The organism is Pseudomonas sp. PAMC 29040, assembly GCF_003994535.1.
Lineage (GTDB): Bacteria > Pseudomonadota > Gammaproteobacteria > Pseudomonadales > Pseudomonadaceae > Aquipseudomonas > Aquipseudomonas paraversuta.
In genome coordinates this window covers 183024-195816 of sequence record NZ_RZAA01000008.1, presented here as the reverse complement: position 1 = coordinate 195816, position 12793 = coordinate 183024, and the positions used below count along the sequence as shown (strand labels likewise).

At 59.9% G+C, this 12793-nt stretch carries 18 protein-coding genes; 6 read left to right on the top strand and 12 right to left on the bottom strand.

Annotated elements, in window-relative coordinates; genetic code table 11:
- Nucleotides 1-109 precede the first annotated feature (109 nt).
- From WG29040_RS16305 to WG29040_RS16290, 4 genes are read right to left on the bottom strand one after another with little or no spacing between them, the layout of a single operon-like run.
- Nucleotides 110-403 carry a DUF167 domain-containing protein gene (locus tag WG29040_RS16305; RefSeq protein ID WP_004419693.1) on the bottom strand — a complete coding sequence of 98 codons (294 nt, stop codon included), beginning with the start codon at nt 401-403 and terminating at the stop codon, nt 110-112.
- Nucleotides 403-990 (bottom strand): YggT family protein, encoded by a 588-nt coding sequence (locus tag WG29040_RS16300; protein WP_004419690.1) that lies wholly within the window; start codon nt 988-990, stop codon nt 403-405. The genes WG29040_RS16305 and WG29040_RS16300 overlap by 1 nt, the downstream gene beginning before the upstream one ends.
- A gap of 10 nt (nt 991-1000) precedes the next feature.
- Nucleotides 1001-1819, bottom strand: coding sequence for a pyrroline-5-carboxylate reductase (gene proC / locus WG29040_RS16295; RefSeq protein WP_004419687.1), 819 nt, complete (start codon nt 1817-1819; stop codon nt 1001-1003).
- A gap of 33 nt (nt 1820-1852) precedes the next feature.
- Nucleotides 1853-2539 carry a YggS family pyridoxal phosphate-dependent enzyme gene (locus WG29040_RS16290; protein WP_004419686.1) on the bottom strand — a complete coding sequence of 229 codons (687 nt, stop codon included), beginning with the start codon at nt 2537-2539 and terminating at the stop codon, nt 1853-1855.
- A gap of 56 nt (nt 2540-2595) precedes the next feature.
- Here WG29040_RS16290 and WG29040_RS16285 point away from each other — a divergent pair, with 56 nt between their 5' ends.
- A complete protein-coding gene (locus WG29040_RS16285) occupies nt 2596-3594 on the top strand; it encodes a type IV pilus twitching motility protein PilT (protein ID WP_127196532.1) in 999 nt (332 codons plus the stop codon).
- Between the two features lie 81 nt (nt 3595-3675).
- Here the strand turns inward: WG29040_RS16285 and WG29040_RS16280 are convergent, their stop codons facing one another.
- A complete protein-coding gene (locus WG29040_RS16280) occupies nt 3676-4335 on the bottom strand; it encodes a C40 family peptidase (RefSeq protein ID WP_004419681.1) in 660 nt (219 codons plus the stop codon).
- On the opposite strand from WG29040_RS16280, the gene WG29040_RS16275 reads away from it, so the two are divergent.
- Nucleotides 4319-4591 carry a hypothetical protein gene (locus WG29040_RS16275; protein WP_232286862.1) on the top strand — a complete coding sequence of 91 codons (273 nt, stop codon included), beginning with the start codon at nt 4319-4321 and terminating at the stop codon, nt 4589-4591. The two genes, WG29040_RS16280 and WG29040_RS16275, sit on opposite strands and share 17 nt — an antisense overlap.
- Nucleotides 4588-5004, top strand: a complete 417-nt coding sequence (locus WG29040_RS16270) for a TM2 domain-containing protein (protein ID WP_004419677.1) — start codon at nt 4588-4590, stop codon at nt 5002-5004. The genes WG29040_RS16275 and WG29040_RS16270 overlap by 4 nt, the downstream gene beginning before the upstream one ends.
- A gap of 86 nt (nt 5005-5090) precedes the next feature.
- Here the strand turns inward: WG29040_RS16270 and WG29040_RS16265 are convergent, their stop codons facing one another.
- From WG29040_RS16265 to gshB, 7 genes are all read right to left on the bottom strand, one after another.
- The gene (locus WG29040_RS16265; protein ID WP_010656707.1) at nt 5091-6362 is read right to left on the bottom strand and encodes a dihydroorotase; all 1272 of its coding nucleotides are present in this window, start codon (nt 6360-6362) and stop codon (nt 5091-5093) included.
- Complete coding sequence (locus WG29040_RS16260) at nt 6359-7363, bottom strand: aspartate carbamoyltransferase catalytic subunit (protein ID WP_004419674.1); 1005 nt, start codon at nt 7361-7363, stop codon at nt 6359-6361. The genes WG29040_RS16265 and WG29040_RS16260 overlap by 4 nt, the downstream gene beginning before the upstream one ends.
- Nucleotides 7364-7375: 12 nt before the next feature.
- The gene (gene pyrR / locus WG29040_RS16255) at nt 7376-7879 is read right to left on the bottom strand and encodes a bifunctional pyr operon transcriptional regulator/uracil phosphoribosyltransferase PyrR (protein WP_004419672.1); all 504 of its coding nucleotides are present in this window, start codon (nt 7877-7879) and stop codon (nt 7376-7378) included.
- Between the two features lie 83 nt (nt 7880-7962).
- The gene (ruvX, locus tag WG29040_RS16250) at nt 7963-8415 is read right to left on the bottom strand and encodes a Holliday junction resolvase RuvX (RefSeq protein ID WP_004419670.1); all 453 of its coding nucleotides are present in this window, start codon (nt 8413-8415) and stop codon (nt 7963-7965) included.
- On the bottom strand, nt 8415-8987 hold the full coding sequence (locus WG29040_RS16245) for a YqgE/AlgH family protein (protein ID WP_004419669.1): 573 nt from the start codon (nt 8985-8987) through the stop codon (nt 8415-8417). The genes ruvX and WG29040_RS16245 overlap by 1 nt, the downstream gene beginning before the upstream one ends.
- Before the next feature lie 80 nt (nt 8988-9067).
- Nucleotides 9068-9967, bottom strand: coding sequence for an energy transducer TonB (locus WG29040_RS16240; protein WP_004419668.1), 900 nt, complete (start codon nt 9965-9967; stop codon nt 9068-9070).
- A gap of 145 nt (nt 9968-10112) precedes the next feature.
- Nucleotides 10113-11084, bottom strand: a complete 972-nt coding sequence (gene gshB, locus WG29040_RS16235) for a glutathione synthase (RefSeq protein ID WP_004419666.1) — start codon at nt 11082-11084, stop codon at nt 10113-10115.
- Between the two features lie 296 nt (nt 11085-11380).
- Between gshB and pilG the strand changes: the two genes are divergently transcribed.
- The 3 genes from pilG to WG29040_RS16220 are packed head-to-tail and all read left to right on the top strand — an operon-like array spanning nt 11381 to nt 12758.
- The gene (gene pilG / locus WG29040_RS16230; RefSeq protein WP_004419664.1) at nt 11381-11788 is read left to right on the top strand and encodes a twitching motility response regulator PilG; all 408 of its coding nucleotides are present in this window, start codon (nt 11381-11383) and stop codon (nt 11786-11788) included.
- Between the two features lie 42 nt (nt 11789-11830).
- The gene (gene pilH / locus WG29040_RS16225) at nt 11831-12208 is read left to right on the top strand and encodes a twitching motility response regulator PilH (protein WP_127196531.1); all 378 of its coding nucleotides are present in this window, start codon (nt 11831-11833) and stop codon (nt 12206-12208) included.
- 10 nt (nt 12209-12218) lie between these two features.
- Nucleotides 12219-12758 carry a chemotaxis protein CheW gene (locus WG29040_RS16220; RefSeq protein ID WP_004419661.1) on the top strand — a complete coding sequence of 180 codons (540 nt, stop codon included), beginning with the start codon at nt 12219-12221 and terminating at the stop codon, nt 12756-12758.
- The last annotated feature ends 35 nt before the right edge of the window (nt 12759-12793 follow it).

Genomic DNA, 12793 nt, shown 5'->3' with positions numbered 1-12793 from the left:
AGACTGCCTTTGCGGGAGCTGGCTTGTCAGCGATGCAGCCGACAACTTCGGCCTGGAAACCGCAATGATGCAATCGCGGGCAAGCCGGCTCCCACAGAAGAAACAGTATTCAGGCTGGCTTTGTCAGCCCCGGCAAATCCGGCAGTTTTTTCGGCGCGTGCAAGCGCACGCGTTTCTGCCGGTTGAGTTCACCGCTGATCAGGCTGACCTGACTTTTGGCTATGCCGAACGCCTTGGCCAGAAAGGCCAGCAGATGGGCGTTGGCCTTGCCTTCTACCGGTGGGGCGGTGAGGCGGATCTTCAGACGTTCACCGTGCAGGCCGGCGAACTCATCGCTGCTGGCCTTGGGTTGCAGGTGGCAGTCGAGAATCAGGTCCTCGCCGTCCCAACGGAAGTAGCTCATCAGATCAGGCCGAACAACACGACCGGCATGCCGACATACATGGCCAAAGGCGGGATCACGTAGCTCTGGATCAGCTGAATCACCATGAACGCCAGGATCGGCGAGATATCCAGCCCGCCCATGCTTGGCAGCATGCGGCGGAACGGCGCCAGGGCCGGCTCGGTGATCTGGTTCACCAGTTCGGCGCCCGGGCTGGTGCTACCAGGAGCAACCCAGGACAGGATCACGCTGATGATCAGGGCAAAGAAGAACACCTTCAAGAACAGCGCAGTCACGCCAATGATGGCCCAGGCCAGCAGCCCCAGAATGTTGAACGACATGTAGCTCAGGGTCAGCACTATGGCGAAGATCACCATTTGCACCAGAATCGCCAGCACCAGCGATGACATGTCCAGGCCAAACAGGCTCGGGATCACACGGCGCAGAGGCTTGAGCAGCGGCTGCGTGGCTTTGACCGTGAACTGGCACAGCGGGTTGTAGAAGTTGGCCCGTACCAGCTGCAGGATGAATCGCAACAGGACGATCAGCAGGTAGAGGCTACCCAGGGTTTGAATTACGAAAATGGCAGCGCCATTAAGTCCAGACATCATGTGCTCCTTATTGACCCAGTTGTTCGGCCATTTCGGCCGAGCGGTGCGCGGCGGCACTCAATGCTTTTTCGACCGAGGCTGCAAAACCGTCGGCCTGGAATGATTTGATCGCAGCTTCGGTGGTACCGGCGGGCGAGGTTACGCGGCGGCGCAGCTCGGCGGCATCGACATCACTGGCCACGGCCATGTGCGCCGCCCCCAGCGCTGTCTGCTCGGCCAGTTGCTTGGCCACTTCGCGTGGCAGGCCGAGTTTGACCCCGGCGTCGGCCATGGCTTCGATCAGCAGGAAGAAATACGCCGGACCGCTGCCGGACACAGCCGTGACGGCATCGATCTGGGCTTCGGTATCGACCCAGACCGCGATCCCGACGGCTGACAGCAAATCTTCAGCCTGCTGGCGCTGTTCGGCGGTAACGGCGGCAGTCGCGAACAGGCCGCTTACACCTTTACCGAGCAATGCCGGAGTATTGGGCATGCAGCGTACCAGCGGCTGGTTGCCCAGCCAGTTCTGCAGGCTGGTGCAGGTGATGCCTGCGGCAATCGAAATAAGCAACTGATGCGGTTCGAGATGCGCGCGCAGGTCCTGGCACACGGCTTTCATGACTTGCGGCTTGACCGCAATGACAATCACGTCAGCGTCCTGAACCGCCTGCGCGTTGTCGGCAAACAGTTCTATACCGTGCTCGGCCGAGACCCTGGCCCGGGTTTCGGCGCCCGGATCGCTGGCGCGGATCTGTGCGGCATCCAGACCTTTGGCCAGCAGGCCGCCGATCAGACTGGAAGCCATATTCCCGGCCCCGATAAAGGCAATACGCATGTTGCTCATAACAGATCCTTATAAAAATTGAGGTCGGTCTTATCAGGCCTGGCCGTAGTCGCGGGCACCAAACAGCGCGGTACCGATGCGTACCCAGGTGGCGCCTTGGGCAATGGCCGACTCCAGGTCGTGGCTCATGCCCATGGAAAGTGTATCGAGCCCCAGGTTCAGGCTTTGTTGCAGATCACGCACTGTTGCAAAGGCCGCGTCCTGCTCGGCCCGGTCCTCAGTGGGCTCCGGTATCGCCATCAAGCCGCGCAACTTCAGGCGCGGTAAGCCGTTGATGGCGGCTGCCAGTGCAGGCAAATCCTGCGGGGTACAGCCGGACTTGCTGGCTTCTCCACTGACGTTGACCTGGATGCAGATATTCAGTGGTTCCAGGTCTGCCGGGCGCTGTTCAGACAAGCGCTGGGCAATTTTCAGGCGGTCCACTGAGTGCACCCACGAAAAATGCTCGGCGATATCGCGGGTCTTGTTCGATTGAATGGGGCCGATGAAGTGCCAACTCAAGGGCAGGTCGGCTAATTCGACCTGTTTGGCACGGGCTTCTTGCAGGTAGTTTTCGCCAAAATCGCGAACCCCGGCGGCATAGGCTTCGCGCAGCGCTGCAGCGGGTTTGGTCTTGCTGACCGCGAGTAAGTGAATGCTCGTCACATCACGTTGCACAGCCAGTGCCGCGGCACGGATGCGTGCCTCAACTTCAGCGATGTTGTCAGCTATCGTGGACATTCGTTAAGCCCGCCGTTGTGAAAGTCTGCGGCATTCTACTGGAATTGGGAGGGGGGATGGATATCGCCGACCTGTTGGCATTGAGTGTCAGTAGTGGCGCTTCGGACTTGCACCTGTCAGCAGGTGTCGCACCCATGCTGCGGGTCGATGGTGAGATGCAGCAGTGCGGGCTGCCGGTGTTCGCGCCAGATCAGGTGCGGGGGCTTATCCACAGCCTGATGACAGACGCGCAGCGCAGCGCTTTCGAAACCGGGCATGAAGCCGATTTCTCTTGTGCACTTGCCGGGCTGGGCCGGTTCCGGGTCAACGCTTTCGAGCAACAGCGTGGCGCGGGGGCGGTGTTGCGCAGCATTGCCCAACGGGTACCGAGCCTTGAGTCACTGGGGCCGGGCGAGGTGTTTCGTCAGCTTTGTCGCCTGCCCCACGGCCTGATATTGGTCACTGGCGCCACCGGCTCCGGTAAATCCACGACCCTGGCCGCGATGATCGACCACCTTAACCGTAGTCGTCAGCAGCACATACTCACCATTGAAGACCCGATTGAATTCATCCATCAGCCGGCCCGGTGCCTGATCAACCAGCGCGAAGTGCATCGTGACACCCACAGTTTTTCGGCAGCGTTGCGCTCGGCGCTGCGCGAAGATCCGGATGTGATCATGTTGGGCGAAATGCGCGACCTCGAGACCATCCGGCTGGCCCTGACGGCAGCTGAAACCGGACACCTGGTACTGGCCACGCTGCATACGTCTTCGGCGGCCAGAACCATCGACCGGATGGTGGATGTGTTCCCGGCAGAAGAAAAGGCCATGGTGCGCTCCATGCTGTCCGAGTCACTGCAGGCGGTAATTTCCCAGACGCTGGTCAAGAAGGTTGGCGGGGGCAGGGTAGCGGCTCACGAAATCATGCTGGCGACACCGGCAATCAGGAACCTGATACGGGAAAACAAGGTTGCGCAGATGGTCTCGGCGATCCAGACCGGTGGGGCGGTCGGCATGCAGACGCTGGAGATGAGCCTTGGCAGGCTTAGTGAGGCGAGGGTGATCGAAACGTTGTAGGGGCTGTGGATGAAAAAAGGCTGCGATCTTCAAGATCGCAGCCTTCGTGCCTCGACAGCTCCAGCGAGCAGGTTGGCGCTCTTAGCGCTGAACAACCTGCAGACTGGCTTTCTCTTTCGGCAGTACGCGCTTGGCGACTACGTAATGGCTCTGCCAGTAAGGCTTTTTCAGGGTGTCGATGGTGACCGACTTGCCGCGACGTGGCGCGTGGATGAACCGGTCGTTGCCCAGGTAGATGGCAACGTGGTTGACCTTGCGGCTCTTGATGTTGAAGAACAGCAGGTCGCCGGGTTTCAGATCCTTGCGTTCGACCTTTTGCCCGTGGCCGCTGGCCATTTCGCTGGAGGTACGTGGCAAATCAACCGCTGCAACGTCATTAAAGGCGTATTTCACCAGCCCGCTGCAATCAAACCCTTTACTTGGGCTGCTGCCGCCCCAACGATAAGGGGTGCCCAGCACGTTGACGGCGCGGCTCAATACCGTGCTGCTCTGCATGTTGGCGGCGGTCAGCGAAGCATTGGCGATTTTGCCGGGCGCTTTGCGATGAGCCTTGCTGGACGCAGGACGTGCTACGGTTTTGTTGCTGGTCTTGCTATTAGAGGCGACATAAGCAGCACCCGCAGATGATTTTGCGGTGTAGCCGGTGAAGCCCGAAGGAAGATGTTGCTCACGATTGGTGGCGTGGGCGGCCAGTGGCATTAACAGGCAAATGGTTAGCCATGTCTTGAATAAAGGACGCATTCGGCAGGGCTCTATGGTGGTAAGCGCGAAACTTTATAACAGCTTTTTTGTCCTTTCTCAGGCCGTTTGTCGATTGGGCCTGGGGGTGAAAAAGCACAAAAGTACTGGCAAATTGTCCCGTGGCAGCAGCGCAGGTCAGGTGGTACAAGGCTTTGCGCCATTTTTTGTAAGACACTTTTACCTGTTGCGTGACAGTAAAAAAGTCACAAAAAAATCCACAATATTTTTCTATCAGCACCAAAGAGGGCATTTATGAGCGGCTATCGAGACGATGTACAACGCGATACCCACAGCAAGGTGCTGGGTTATTTGCTGTGGATTTTCGGATTTCTGGGGGCGCATCGCTTCTATTACGGCAAGCCGGTGACCGGGACGATCTGGTTTTTCACCCTGGGCTTGTTGGGAATTGGCTGGCTGATCGACCTGTTCTTGATTCCGAGCATGGATCGCGAAGCCGACCTGCGTTTCACCTCGGGTGAAACCGACTACAGCGTGGCCTGGATTCTGCTGACCTTCCTGGGTGTGCTCGGTGTGCACCGCATGTACATGGGCAAATGGATCACCGGGATCATCTACCTGTTTACCGGCGGGTTCTTTCTGATCGGTATCCTTTACGACTTCTGGACCCTGAACGAACAGATTTCGATCAAGAACGCCGAACGCCGTTAAGGCACAGCGCAAAACATGCAGAAGCGGTCTTGCTCGCGATCTTTTATGTGTTCAAAAGATCGCGAGCAGCCCGCTCCTGCAGATGCTTAGCCTTCGTAGCTGATCCGGCCATCCACCAGCGTGTAACGCACGGCACTTGGCAGGCAATGGCCAAGGAACGGGCAGTTGTCGCCTTTGGAAAGCCATTTCTCACCGGCCACGGTGGAAGCTGTCGGATCGAACAACACCAGATCCGCCGCGCAACCCACCGCCAGGCGTCCGGCCGGCAGGCGCAAGGCATCGGCCGGGCCAGCGCCCAGGCGAGCCAGCAAGGTCGGCAAGTCCAGCAAACCGTCTTCTACCAGGGTCATTGCCAGCGGTAATAACAGCTCAACGCTGCTCATGCCCGGCTCGGTGGCACCGAAGGGTGCAAGCTTGGCATCGCGTTCGTGGGGCTGGTGATGGCTGGAGATGGCTTGCACCACGCCCGACTTCACGGCTTCGCGCAGACCGTCACGGTCGGCCCGGGTCCGCAGCGGCGGTTGCACGTGGTACAGGCTGGAGAAGTCCACCAGCGCCTCATCGGTCAAAATAAGCTGATACAGCGCCACATCGGCCGTCACCCGCAAACCGCGAGCCTGGGCCTGGGCAATCAGGGCCACGCCCCGGGCGCTGGTCAGCTGGCTGAAGTGGGCGCGCACGCCACTTTGCTCAACCAGCAGCAGATCACGGGCCAGCGCTACGGTTTCGGCGGTTTCAGGGATGCCCGGCAAACCGCGGAAGGCGGCCATCGGACCGTCGTGGGCGATGCCGCCTTCAGCCAGATCGCGATCCTGGGAGTGGAAAATCACCGTCAGGTCGAATGTAGCCGCATATTCCAGCGCCCGGCACAGGGTGCGGGTGTTGGTGAAACTGCTGAGACCGTTGCCGAAGGCGACGCATCCGGCGTCACGCAGAGCGATCAATTCGGCCAGTTGCTCGCCTTCCAGGCCTTTGCTCAGGGCGCCAATCGGGAACACCTTGCAGTTTCCGGCTTCACGGGCGCGGTCGAGGATCAGCTCGGTGACGGCCGAGGTGTCCAGCACCGGTTTGGTCTGAGGCGGACAGCACAGGCTGGTCACGCCACCGGCAGCGGCAGCGCGGGTTTCGCTGGCGATGGTGCCTTTGCGGCTGTAGCCCGGCTCGCGCAGGGCAACGTTCAGGTCAACCAGCCCGGGAGCGGCCACCAGGCCTTTGGCTTCGATGGTTTGAGTCGGGGTAAAACCTGCCGGGGCAGCGCCAATGGCAATAATTTTGCCGGCTTCCAGATGCAGGTCGGTCACTTGATCCAGCTTGCTGCACGGATCAATCACGCGGGCGCCGAGAATGCTGAGCTTCACTGGGCGTTCTCCTGTTCGAATTGGCGCTGGGCCGTTTGCCCGCTCATGGTCATGGACAACACCGCCATGCGCACGGCGATGCCATAGGTTACCTGGTTGAGAATCACCGAATGCGGGCCGTCGGCCACTGCCGACTCAATCTCCACGCCACGGTTGATCGGGCCCGGGTGCATGACGATGCAATCGGGCTTGGCCCCCGCCAGGCGGGCCGTAGTCAGGCCGAACAGGCGGTAGAACTCGCCTTCGCTCGGCAGCAGGCCGCCGGACATGCGCTCGCGCTGCAGGCGCAGCATGATCACCACGTCGACGTCTTTCAGGCCTTCGGTCATGTCGGTGTAGACCTTGACCCCGTATTGCTCGATGCCGATCGGCAGCAGGGTTTTCGGTGCAATCACGCGGATATCCGGGCAGCCCAGGGTTTTCAGGGCAATCATGTTCGAACGCGCGACCCGCGAGTGCAGGATGTCGCCGACTATGGCTACCGACAGGTTTTCGAAGCCGCCCTTGTGGCGACGGATCGTCAGCATGTCGAGCATGCCCTGGGTCGGGTGCGCGTGCCGGCCGTCGCCGCCGTTGATGATCGCCACCTGCGGGCACACATGCTCGGCAATGAAGTGCGCGGCCCCGGAGTCGCCGTGGCGTACCACGAACATGTCGGCGGCCATGGCTTCAAGGTTGCGCAGGGTGTCGAGCAGGGTTTCGCCCTTGCTCGCGGACGAAGTCGACACATTGAGTGTGATCACGTCGGCGGACAGGCGCTGTGCGGCCATCTCAAAGGTGGTGCGGGTGCGGGTGGAGTTTTCGAAGAACACATTGCACACGGTTTTGCCGCGCAGCAACGGGACCTTCTTCACCGCCCGGGCGCCGACTTCGAGGAACGAGTCGGCGGTATCGAGTATTTCAGTCAGCAGCTCGCGGCGCAGTCCGTCGAGGGACAGAAAGTGGCGCAGCTGGCCCTGATCATTGAGCTGTAGCGGGCGCTTGGCGTCTATGGGCGTCATCGCAAAGGTCTCTTAGGCAAGGTCTTGAAGTTCGAGGGTCAATGGCGCCGGGCCGGACAGCTTTACCCGCTCGGTCGGTTTCAGGGGCAGGGTCGCACCCACCACGTCGGGCCTGATCGGCAGTTCGGCCGCGTCCAGATCCAGCAGGCTGACCAGTGTCACGCTGGCTGGACGACCATAGTCGAACAGTTCGTTAAGCGCGGCGCGAATGGTACGACCGCTCATCAGCACGTCATCGATCAGGACCAGGTGCTGGCCTTCAATTTCGAATGGCAGCTCGGAAGGGCGAACCTGCGGGTGCAGCCCGTTCTGGCTGAAATCGTCGCGGTAGAAAGACACATCCAGCGTGCCCAGTGGCGAGTCGCTGTCCAGCGCGCGCAGCAGTGCCTGGGCAACCCAGATACCGCCAGTACGAATGCCAATGAAGCGCGGCTCGGTGATGCCGCGCCGGGCGAGATGGGCCTTGAGGTCGAGGGCCATCTGGGAGATCAGTTCAGCGGGAACAGGCAGGATCATGGTGGCTCCTTAAAAGGCCCGCAAGGCGAAGCCTGCAGCGGCGGGCGCAAACAATGGGGCGCGTCAGTGATACAAACGCAGGGTCAGGCTTTGGATTGAGACTTGGCCAGGAACTCGTCGATCCAGCTTTGCAGCACCAGCCTGGCGGCAATGGCATCCACAGGGTTGTCACGAAAACTGCCGCGCTGGCCGCCCTGGGCCATACGCTCGCCCTTGGCCTCAAAAGTGGTCAGGCGTTCATCGTGCTCATAAGCGGGCAAATTGAAACGGCCATTGAGCCGATTGGCAAATTTTTTGGTCCGTGCGCACAGCGGGCTTTCGCTGCCATCCATATTCAGGGGCTTGCCGACAATCAGCACGTCGGGTTTCCACTCTTTAATGAGCTTTTCGATCTCTTCCCACTTCGGAATGCCGTTCTCGGCTTTCAGGTTGCACAGTTCACGGGCCTGGCCGGTGATCATCTGGCCAACGGCGACCCCGATGGAGCGGGTGCCGAAGTCGAAACCGAGCACAAGACGAATGTCGTGCCCGGCCATCAGGAATGGCCTGCTTGGGTGCTTAACAAATTGAGGTTCACTCCGAGGTGTTTGGCGGCGGCGTCGAGGCGCAACTCGCTAGAGGTGTCAAACAGGACGTGGGCTGAGTAGGGGCAGGTCAGCCAGGCATTGTCCGCCAGTTCGGCCTCCAGCTGGCCGGCGTCCCACCCGGCATAGCCCAGGCAAATCAGGCTGCGTCGCGGCCCGTGCCCGTCAGCAATACTGAACAGCACGTCGGCAGAGGTGCTCAGGGCCAGTCCGTCCTCCAGCTCGACGGTGGCGTCAAAGCTCATGCCGACCGGGTGCAGGACAAAACCGCGATCAACCATCACCGGGCCGCCGCCGTAGATCGGCACATGCTGGCACAAGGGTGCGCAGGCCGTATCAGGGCGCAGTTGCTCAAGAATGTCCGCCAGACTCAGATCCATTGGCCGGTTGATCACCAGGCCCATGGCACCATTGGCCGTGTGCTCGACGATGTAGGTCAAGGTGTGTGCAAAGTTCGGGTCAGCCATGTGGGGCATGGCGATCAGGAATTGATGCTTGAGGTAGGTCGGTGCGTGCTTTTTCATGAGCCTTAGTGTGGCGCTGGCAAGGTGAACTGACAAGTTTGGCGGATGAAGATTGCTGACTCTGCAGGAGCGAGCCTGGCTCAATTGCTCGACAACCTGTCGCCCTGGGCAAACTTCCAGGTGCGGATGATCTCCAGCCGGTCGATGTCTGCCAGATCGCCAGTGAATGGCGCAAAAGGCGCCGCCAGCCTTACGATTCGTTGCGCCGCCTGATCCAGCAGCGGTTGCCCGGAGGACTCAAGTACCAGCACTTCGTGCAGTGAGCCGTCGCGATTGATCGACACCAGCAGCCGCAGCTTGCCGTAGATCTTTTCGCGACGGGCCTGTTCGGGGTAGTTGAGGTTGCCGACGCGTTCGATTTTTTTGCGCCAGTCCTCTTTATACCAGGCACCCTTGTCGCGCATGGTCGAAGCGGCACTCATGCGGTAGATCTTGGGGCGCTTGGCGTACAGCTGCTGCTCGTTGGCCAGTTCGGCTTCGAGGCTGGAAATCTCGCTGGACAGCTGTGAGCTGTCGAACGTGGGAACGCTGGCCTTGGGCGCCGCTTCGGTTTTGACCTTTTGCGGTTCGCGCGGGGCCTTGTTCGGTTTCGGGGCGACGGTGGTGACTGCCGCCTTGGGCGCTGCCTTTGGCTGTTCGGGTCTGGCGGCAGGAGGCGGGGTGACCTTTTTGACCGTATTGTCCTGGAACGGAGCGACCTCTGTGGTCTTGGGCACGGCTTTCTTGTCCAGCGTACCGCTGCCTTGCTGGTTGTCCTGTGCCAGGAAGTCCGCTTTGTCCGGAGCTTTCTCGCTTTTGAACGTCGAGAGGGTGATTTCCAGGGTTTTACTGATTTTCCTGGGCTCGCTCATGCTGAAACCCACACCCAGAATCACTGCGATATGAATCAGCGCCGCGACCATCAGGGTAAAACCCAGGCGATCGGCCGCTCTCACGCCTTTATGGCTGAGTTCGGGGGGCAGGTCGCTGGGGAGTGTCATGACAGAAAGACCAACATTGCGCGTTACACAGGTCGCGCATGATAGCGCAATGTTGGTTTTTAGCTGCAAGGAGGGAAGGGGCAAGCCTCAAGCGGCAAGCTAAAAGCGATACGCCCCAAACTTGCCGCTTCGCTACATTGCGCCTTTAAACTTTCGGCTTGGCGCTTGAAGCTTGCAGCTTCGATGCAATCGCATCCATCAACAGGGCGCCGATATTGGTGCCGAAAGCATTGTCGATCTCGCGGATGCAGGTCGGGCTGGTGACGTTGATTTCGGTCAGGTGTTCACCGATCACATCCAGGCCGACGAACAGCAGGCCTTTCTCCCGCAGGGTCGGGCCGACCTGGGCTGCGATCCAGCGGTCCTTGTCACTCAGTGGCCGTGCTTCACCACGGCCGCCTGCGGCCAGGTTGCCACGGGTTTCGCCTGCGGCCGGAATGCGCGCCAGACAATAGGGTACGGGCTCGCCGTCGATCATCAGGATGCGCTTGTCGCCGTCCTTGATCGCCGGCAGGTAGCCTTGGGCCATGATTTGCTGAGTGCCGTTGGCGGTCAGGGTTTCGAGAATCACCGACAGGTTTGGATCACCCACCCGATGGCGGAAAATCGAAGTGCCGCCCATGCCGTCGAGCGGCTTGAGGATCACGTCACCGTGGGTGGCGGCGAATTCGCGCAAGACATCGGCGCGGCGGCTGACTACGGTCGGCGGCGTGCACTGGGTGAATTGGGTGGCGAACAGCTTTTCGTTGCAGTCACGCAGGCTCTGCGGCTTGTTGACGATCAATACGCCGTCGCGCTCGGCTTGTTCCAGCAAGTAGGTGGAGTACACGAACTCCATGTCGAAGGGCGGGTCCTTGCGCATCAGGATCACGTCCAGATCGCTCAGGGCGGTATCGGCTTCGGCGTCCAGCTCAAACCATTTTTGCGGATCGGCGAAGACCTTGAGCGGCTTCATCCGCGCCCGGGCCTTGCCTTCGCTCAGGTAGAGGTCTTGCTGCTCCATGTAGAACAGGGTCCAGCCGCGATCCTGTGCGGCCAGCAACATGGCCAGCGAGCTGTCCTTCTTGTAGGAAATGCCCGCAATGGGGTCCATGACAATCCCGACTCGAACGCTCATGGCGAATTCCTCATATAAAATTGGCGAAGATCTCACCCGTAGAAAAGTTCGCGAGCAAGCTCGCTTCTGCGGGTTAGTAAAAGGCTTTTAAAAGTGGCGCCAGAGTGGCGCTGAGCGGGGGCCCGGTCAAGGAAAAACCACCTGCCCCGCGTCACGCCGGGTCGCCCGATAGATTGCAGGTCGTGACTGTGCTAAAAAGGCTCGCACAGTACTTTCAGCCCTTGTCCATCAAGGAGTTGGGTTTTCAAGCCGCACATTTGTAACAAAACGGGTCGCCACGCGACGGTAGAGCACATATGGAAAAGCAGTCCAGCGCCTTGAAGGTGATGGTGATTGACGATTCAAAAACCATTCGCCGTACCGCCGAAACGCTGCTCAAAAACGTAGGGTGCGAGGTCATCACGGCCATCGACGGTTTTGATGCCCTGGCCAAGATTGTCGATCACCATCCGCATATCATCTTTGTCGATATCATGATGCCGCGCCTGGATGGTTATCAGACTTGCGCACTGATCAAGAACAACCGGGCGTTCAAGTCGACGCCGGTAATTATGTTGTCATCCAAGGACGGGCTGTTCGACAAGGCCAAGGGGCGGATAGTGGGTTCTGATCAATTTTTGACCAAGCCCTTCAGCAGGGACGAACTGTTGAGTGCGATCAAGGCTCATGTGCCCGGTTTCAATATTGTCCCGAACGCTCAATGATGCCCGGCCAGCCGGCCGCTTACCTTTTTTATGGGGAACACCATGGCTCGCATTCTGATCGTCGATGACTCGCCGACTGAAATGTACAAATTGACCGGCATGCTGGAAAAGCACGGTTACGTCGTGCTCAGGGCTGAAAACGGCGCGGACGGCGTCGCCCTGGCGCGTCTGGAAAAACCCGATGCGGTCTTGATGGATATCGTGATGCCGGGCCTCAACGGGTTTCAGGCGACCCGACAGCTGACCAAAGACTCCGAAACCAGCCATATCCCGGTGATTGTCGTCACCACCAAAGACCAGGAAACCGACATGGTCTGGGCTACCCGCCAGGGTGCCAAGGGCTATCTGACCAAGCCGGTCGAAGAAGAAAAGCTGATTTTGAAGCTCAAACAAGTACTCAAAGATAACCCTCCAAAATGACGGAGGCCCTGTGCCGGACTCTCTGACCGCCTTCGAGTTGCTGCTGGAGATAGATCAGCGCTGTCGCTCGCTGGCGGCGGGTCTGGCACCTGCACAAGTCCAGGCCGACAACTGGAGCGGTATCGGTTTCCGGATCGGCGAGCATTGTTTCGTGGCGCCGATGGGGGAAATCGCCGAAATCCTCCATGAACCGCGCTTTACCTTGCTGCCGGGAGTAAAACCCTGGGTCAAGGGCGTGGCCAATTTGCGCGGGCAGCTGCTGCCCATCCTCGATCTGTGCGGTTTCTTCGGCGTGGAACTGTCACCTCTGCGCAAGCAGCGCCGGGTGCTGGTGCTGGAATACCAGGAGATATTTGTCGGACTGCAGGTAGATGAGGTGCTGGGCATGCAGCACTTCGCCCAGGCCGACCTCGATACCGACGTGCAGGCATTGCCCCACCCCATGTTTGCGCCCTACGTGCAGGGGCATTTTGCCGGCAGCCCGGTATGGTGGGTCTTCAGCCCCTTTGCCCTGGCCCAGGCACCGCAGTTCTGGGCGGTGGCGGTGTGAGCCGCCGCCACTTTGTACCTTCAGCAATGACACGG

What these genes read in the sequence shown, in the direction of transcription:
- WG29040_RS16305 (WP_004419693.1), bottom strand. Translation starts at nt 403, where the DNA reads ATGAGCTACTTCCGTTGGGACGGCGAGGACCTGATTCTCGACTGCCAC.
- WG29040_RS16300 (WP_004419690.1), bottom strand. Translation starts at nt 990, where the DNA reads ATGTCTGGACTTAATGGCGCTGCCATTTTCGTAATTCAAACCCTGGGT.
- proC (WP_004419687.1), bottom strand. Translation starts at nt 1,819, where the DNA reads ATGAGCAACATGCGTATTGCCTTTATCGGGGCCGGGAATATGGCTTCC.
- WG29040_RS16290 (WP_004419686.1), bottom strand. Translation starts at nt 2,539, where the DNA reads ATGTCCACGATAGCTGACAACATCGCTGAAGTTGAGGCACGCATCCGT.
- WG29040_RS16285 (WP_127196532.1), top strand. Translation starts at nt 2,596, where the DNA reads ATGGATATCGCCGACCTGTTGGCATTGAGTGTCAGTAGTGGCGCTTCG.
- WG29040_RS16280 (WP_004419681.1), bottom strand. Translation starts at nt 4,335, where the DNA reads ATGCGTCCTTTATTCAAGACATGGCTAACCATTTGCCTGTTAATGCCA.
- WG29040_RS16270 (WP_004419677.1), top strand. Translation starts at nt 4,588, where the DNA reads ATGAGCGGCTATCGAGACGATGTACAACGCGATACCCACAGCAAGGTG.
- WG29040_RS16260 (WP_004419674.1), bottom strand. Translation starts at nt 7,363, where the DNA reads ATGACGCCCATAGACGCCAAGCGCCCGCTACAGCTCAATGATCAGGGC.
- pyrR (WP_004419672.1), bottom strand. Translation starts at nt 7,879, where the DNA reads ATGATCCTGCCTGTTCCCGCTGAACTGATCTCCCAGATGGCCCTCGAC.
- ruvX (WP_004419670.1), bottom strand. Translation starts at nt 8,415, where the DNA reads ATGGCCGGGCACGACATTCGTCTTGTGCTCGGTTTCGACTTCGGCACC.
- WG29040_RS16245 (WP_004419669.1), bottom strand. Translation starts at nt 8,987, where the DNA reads ATGAAAAAGCACGCACCGACCTACCTCAAGCATCAATTCCTGATCGCC.
- WG29040_RS16240 (WP_004419668.1), bottom strand. Translation starts at nt 9,967, where the DNA reads ATGACACTCCCCAGCGACCTGCCCCCCGAACTCAGCCATAAAGGCGTG.
- gshB (WP_004419666.1), bottom strand. Translation starts at nt 11,084, where the DNA reads ATGAGCGTTCGAGTCGGGATTGTCATGGACCCCATTGCGGGCATTTCC.
- pilG (WP_004419664.1), top strand. Translation starts at nt 11,381, where the DNA reads ATGGAAAAGCAGTCCAGCGCCTTGAAGGTGATGGTGATTGACGATTCA.
- pilH (WP_127196531.1), top strand. Translation starts at nt 11,831, where the DNA reads ATGGCTCGCATTCTGATCGTCGATGACTCGCCGACTGAAATGTACAAA.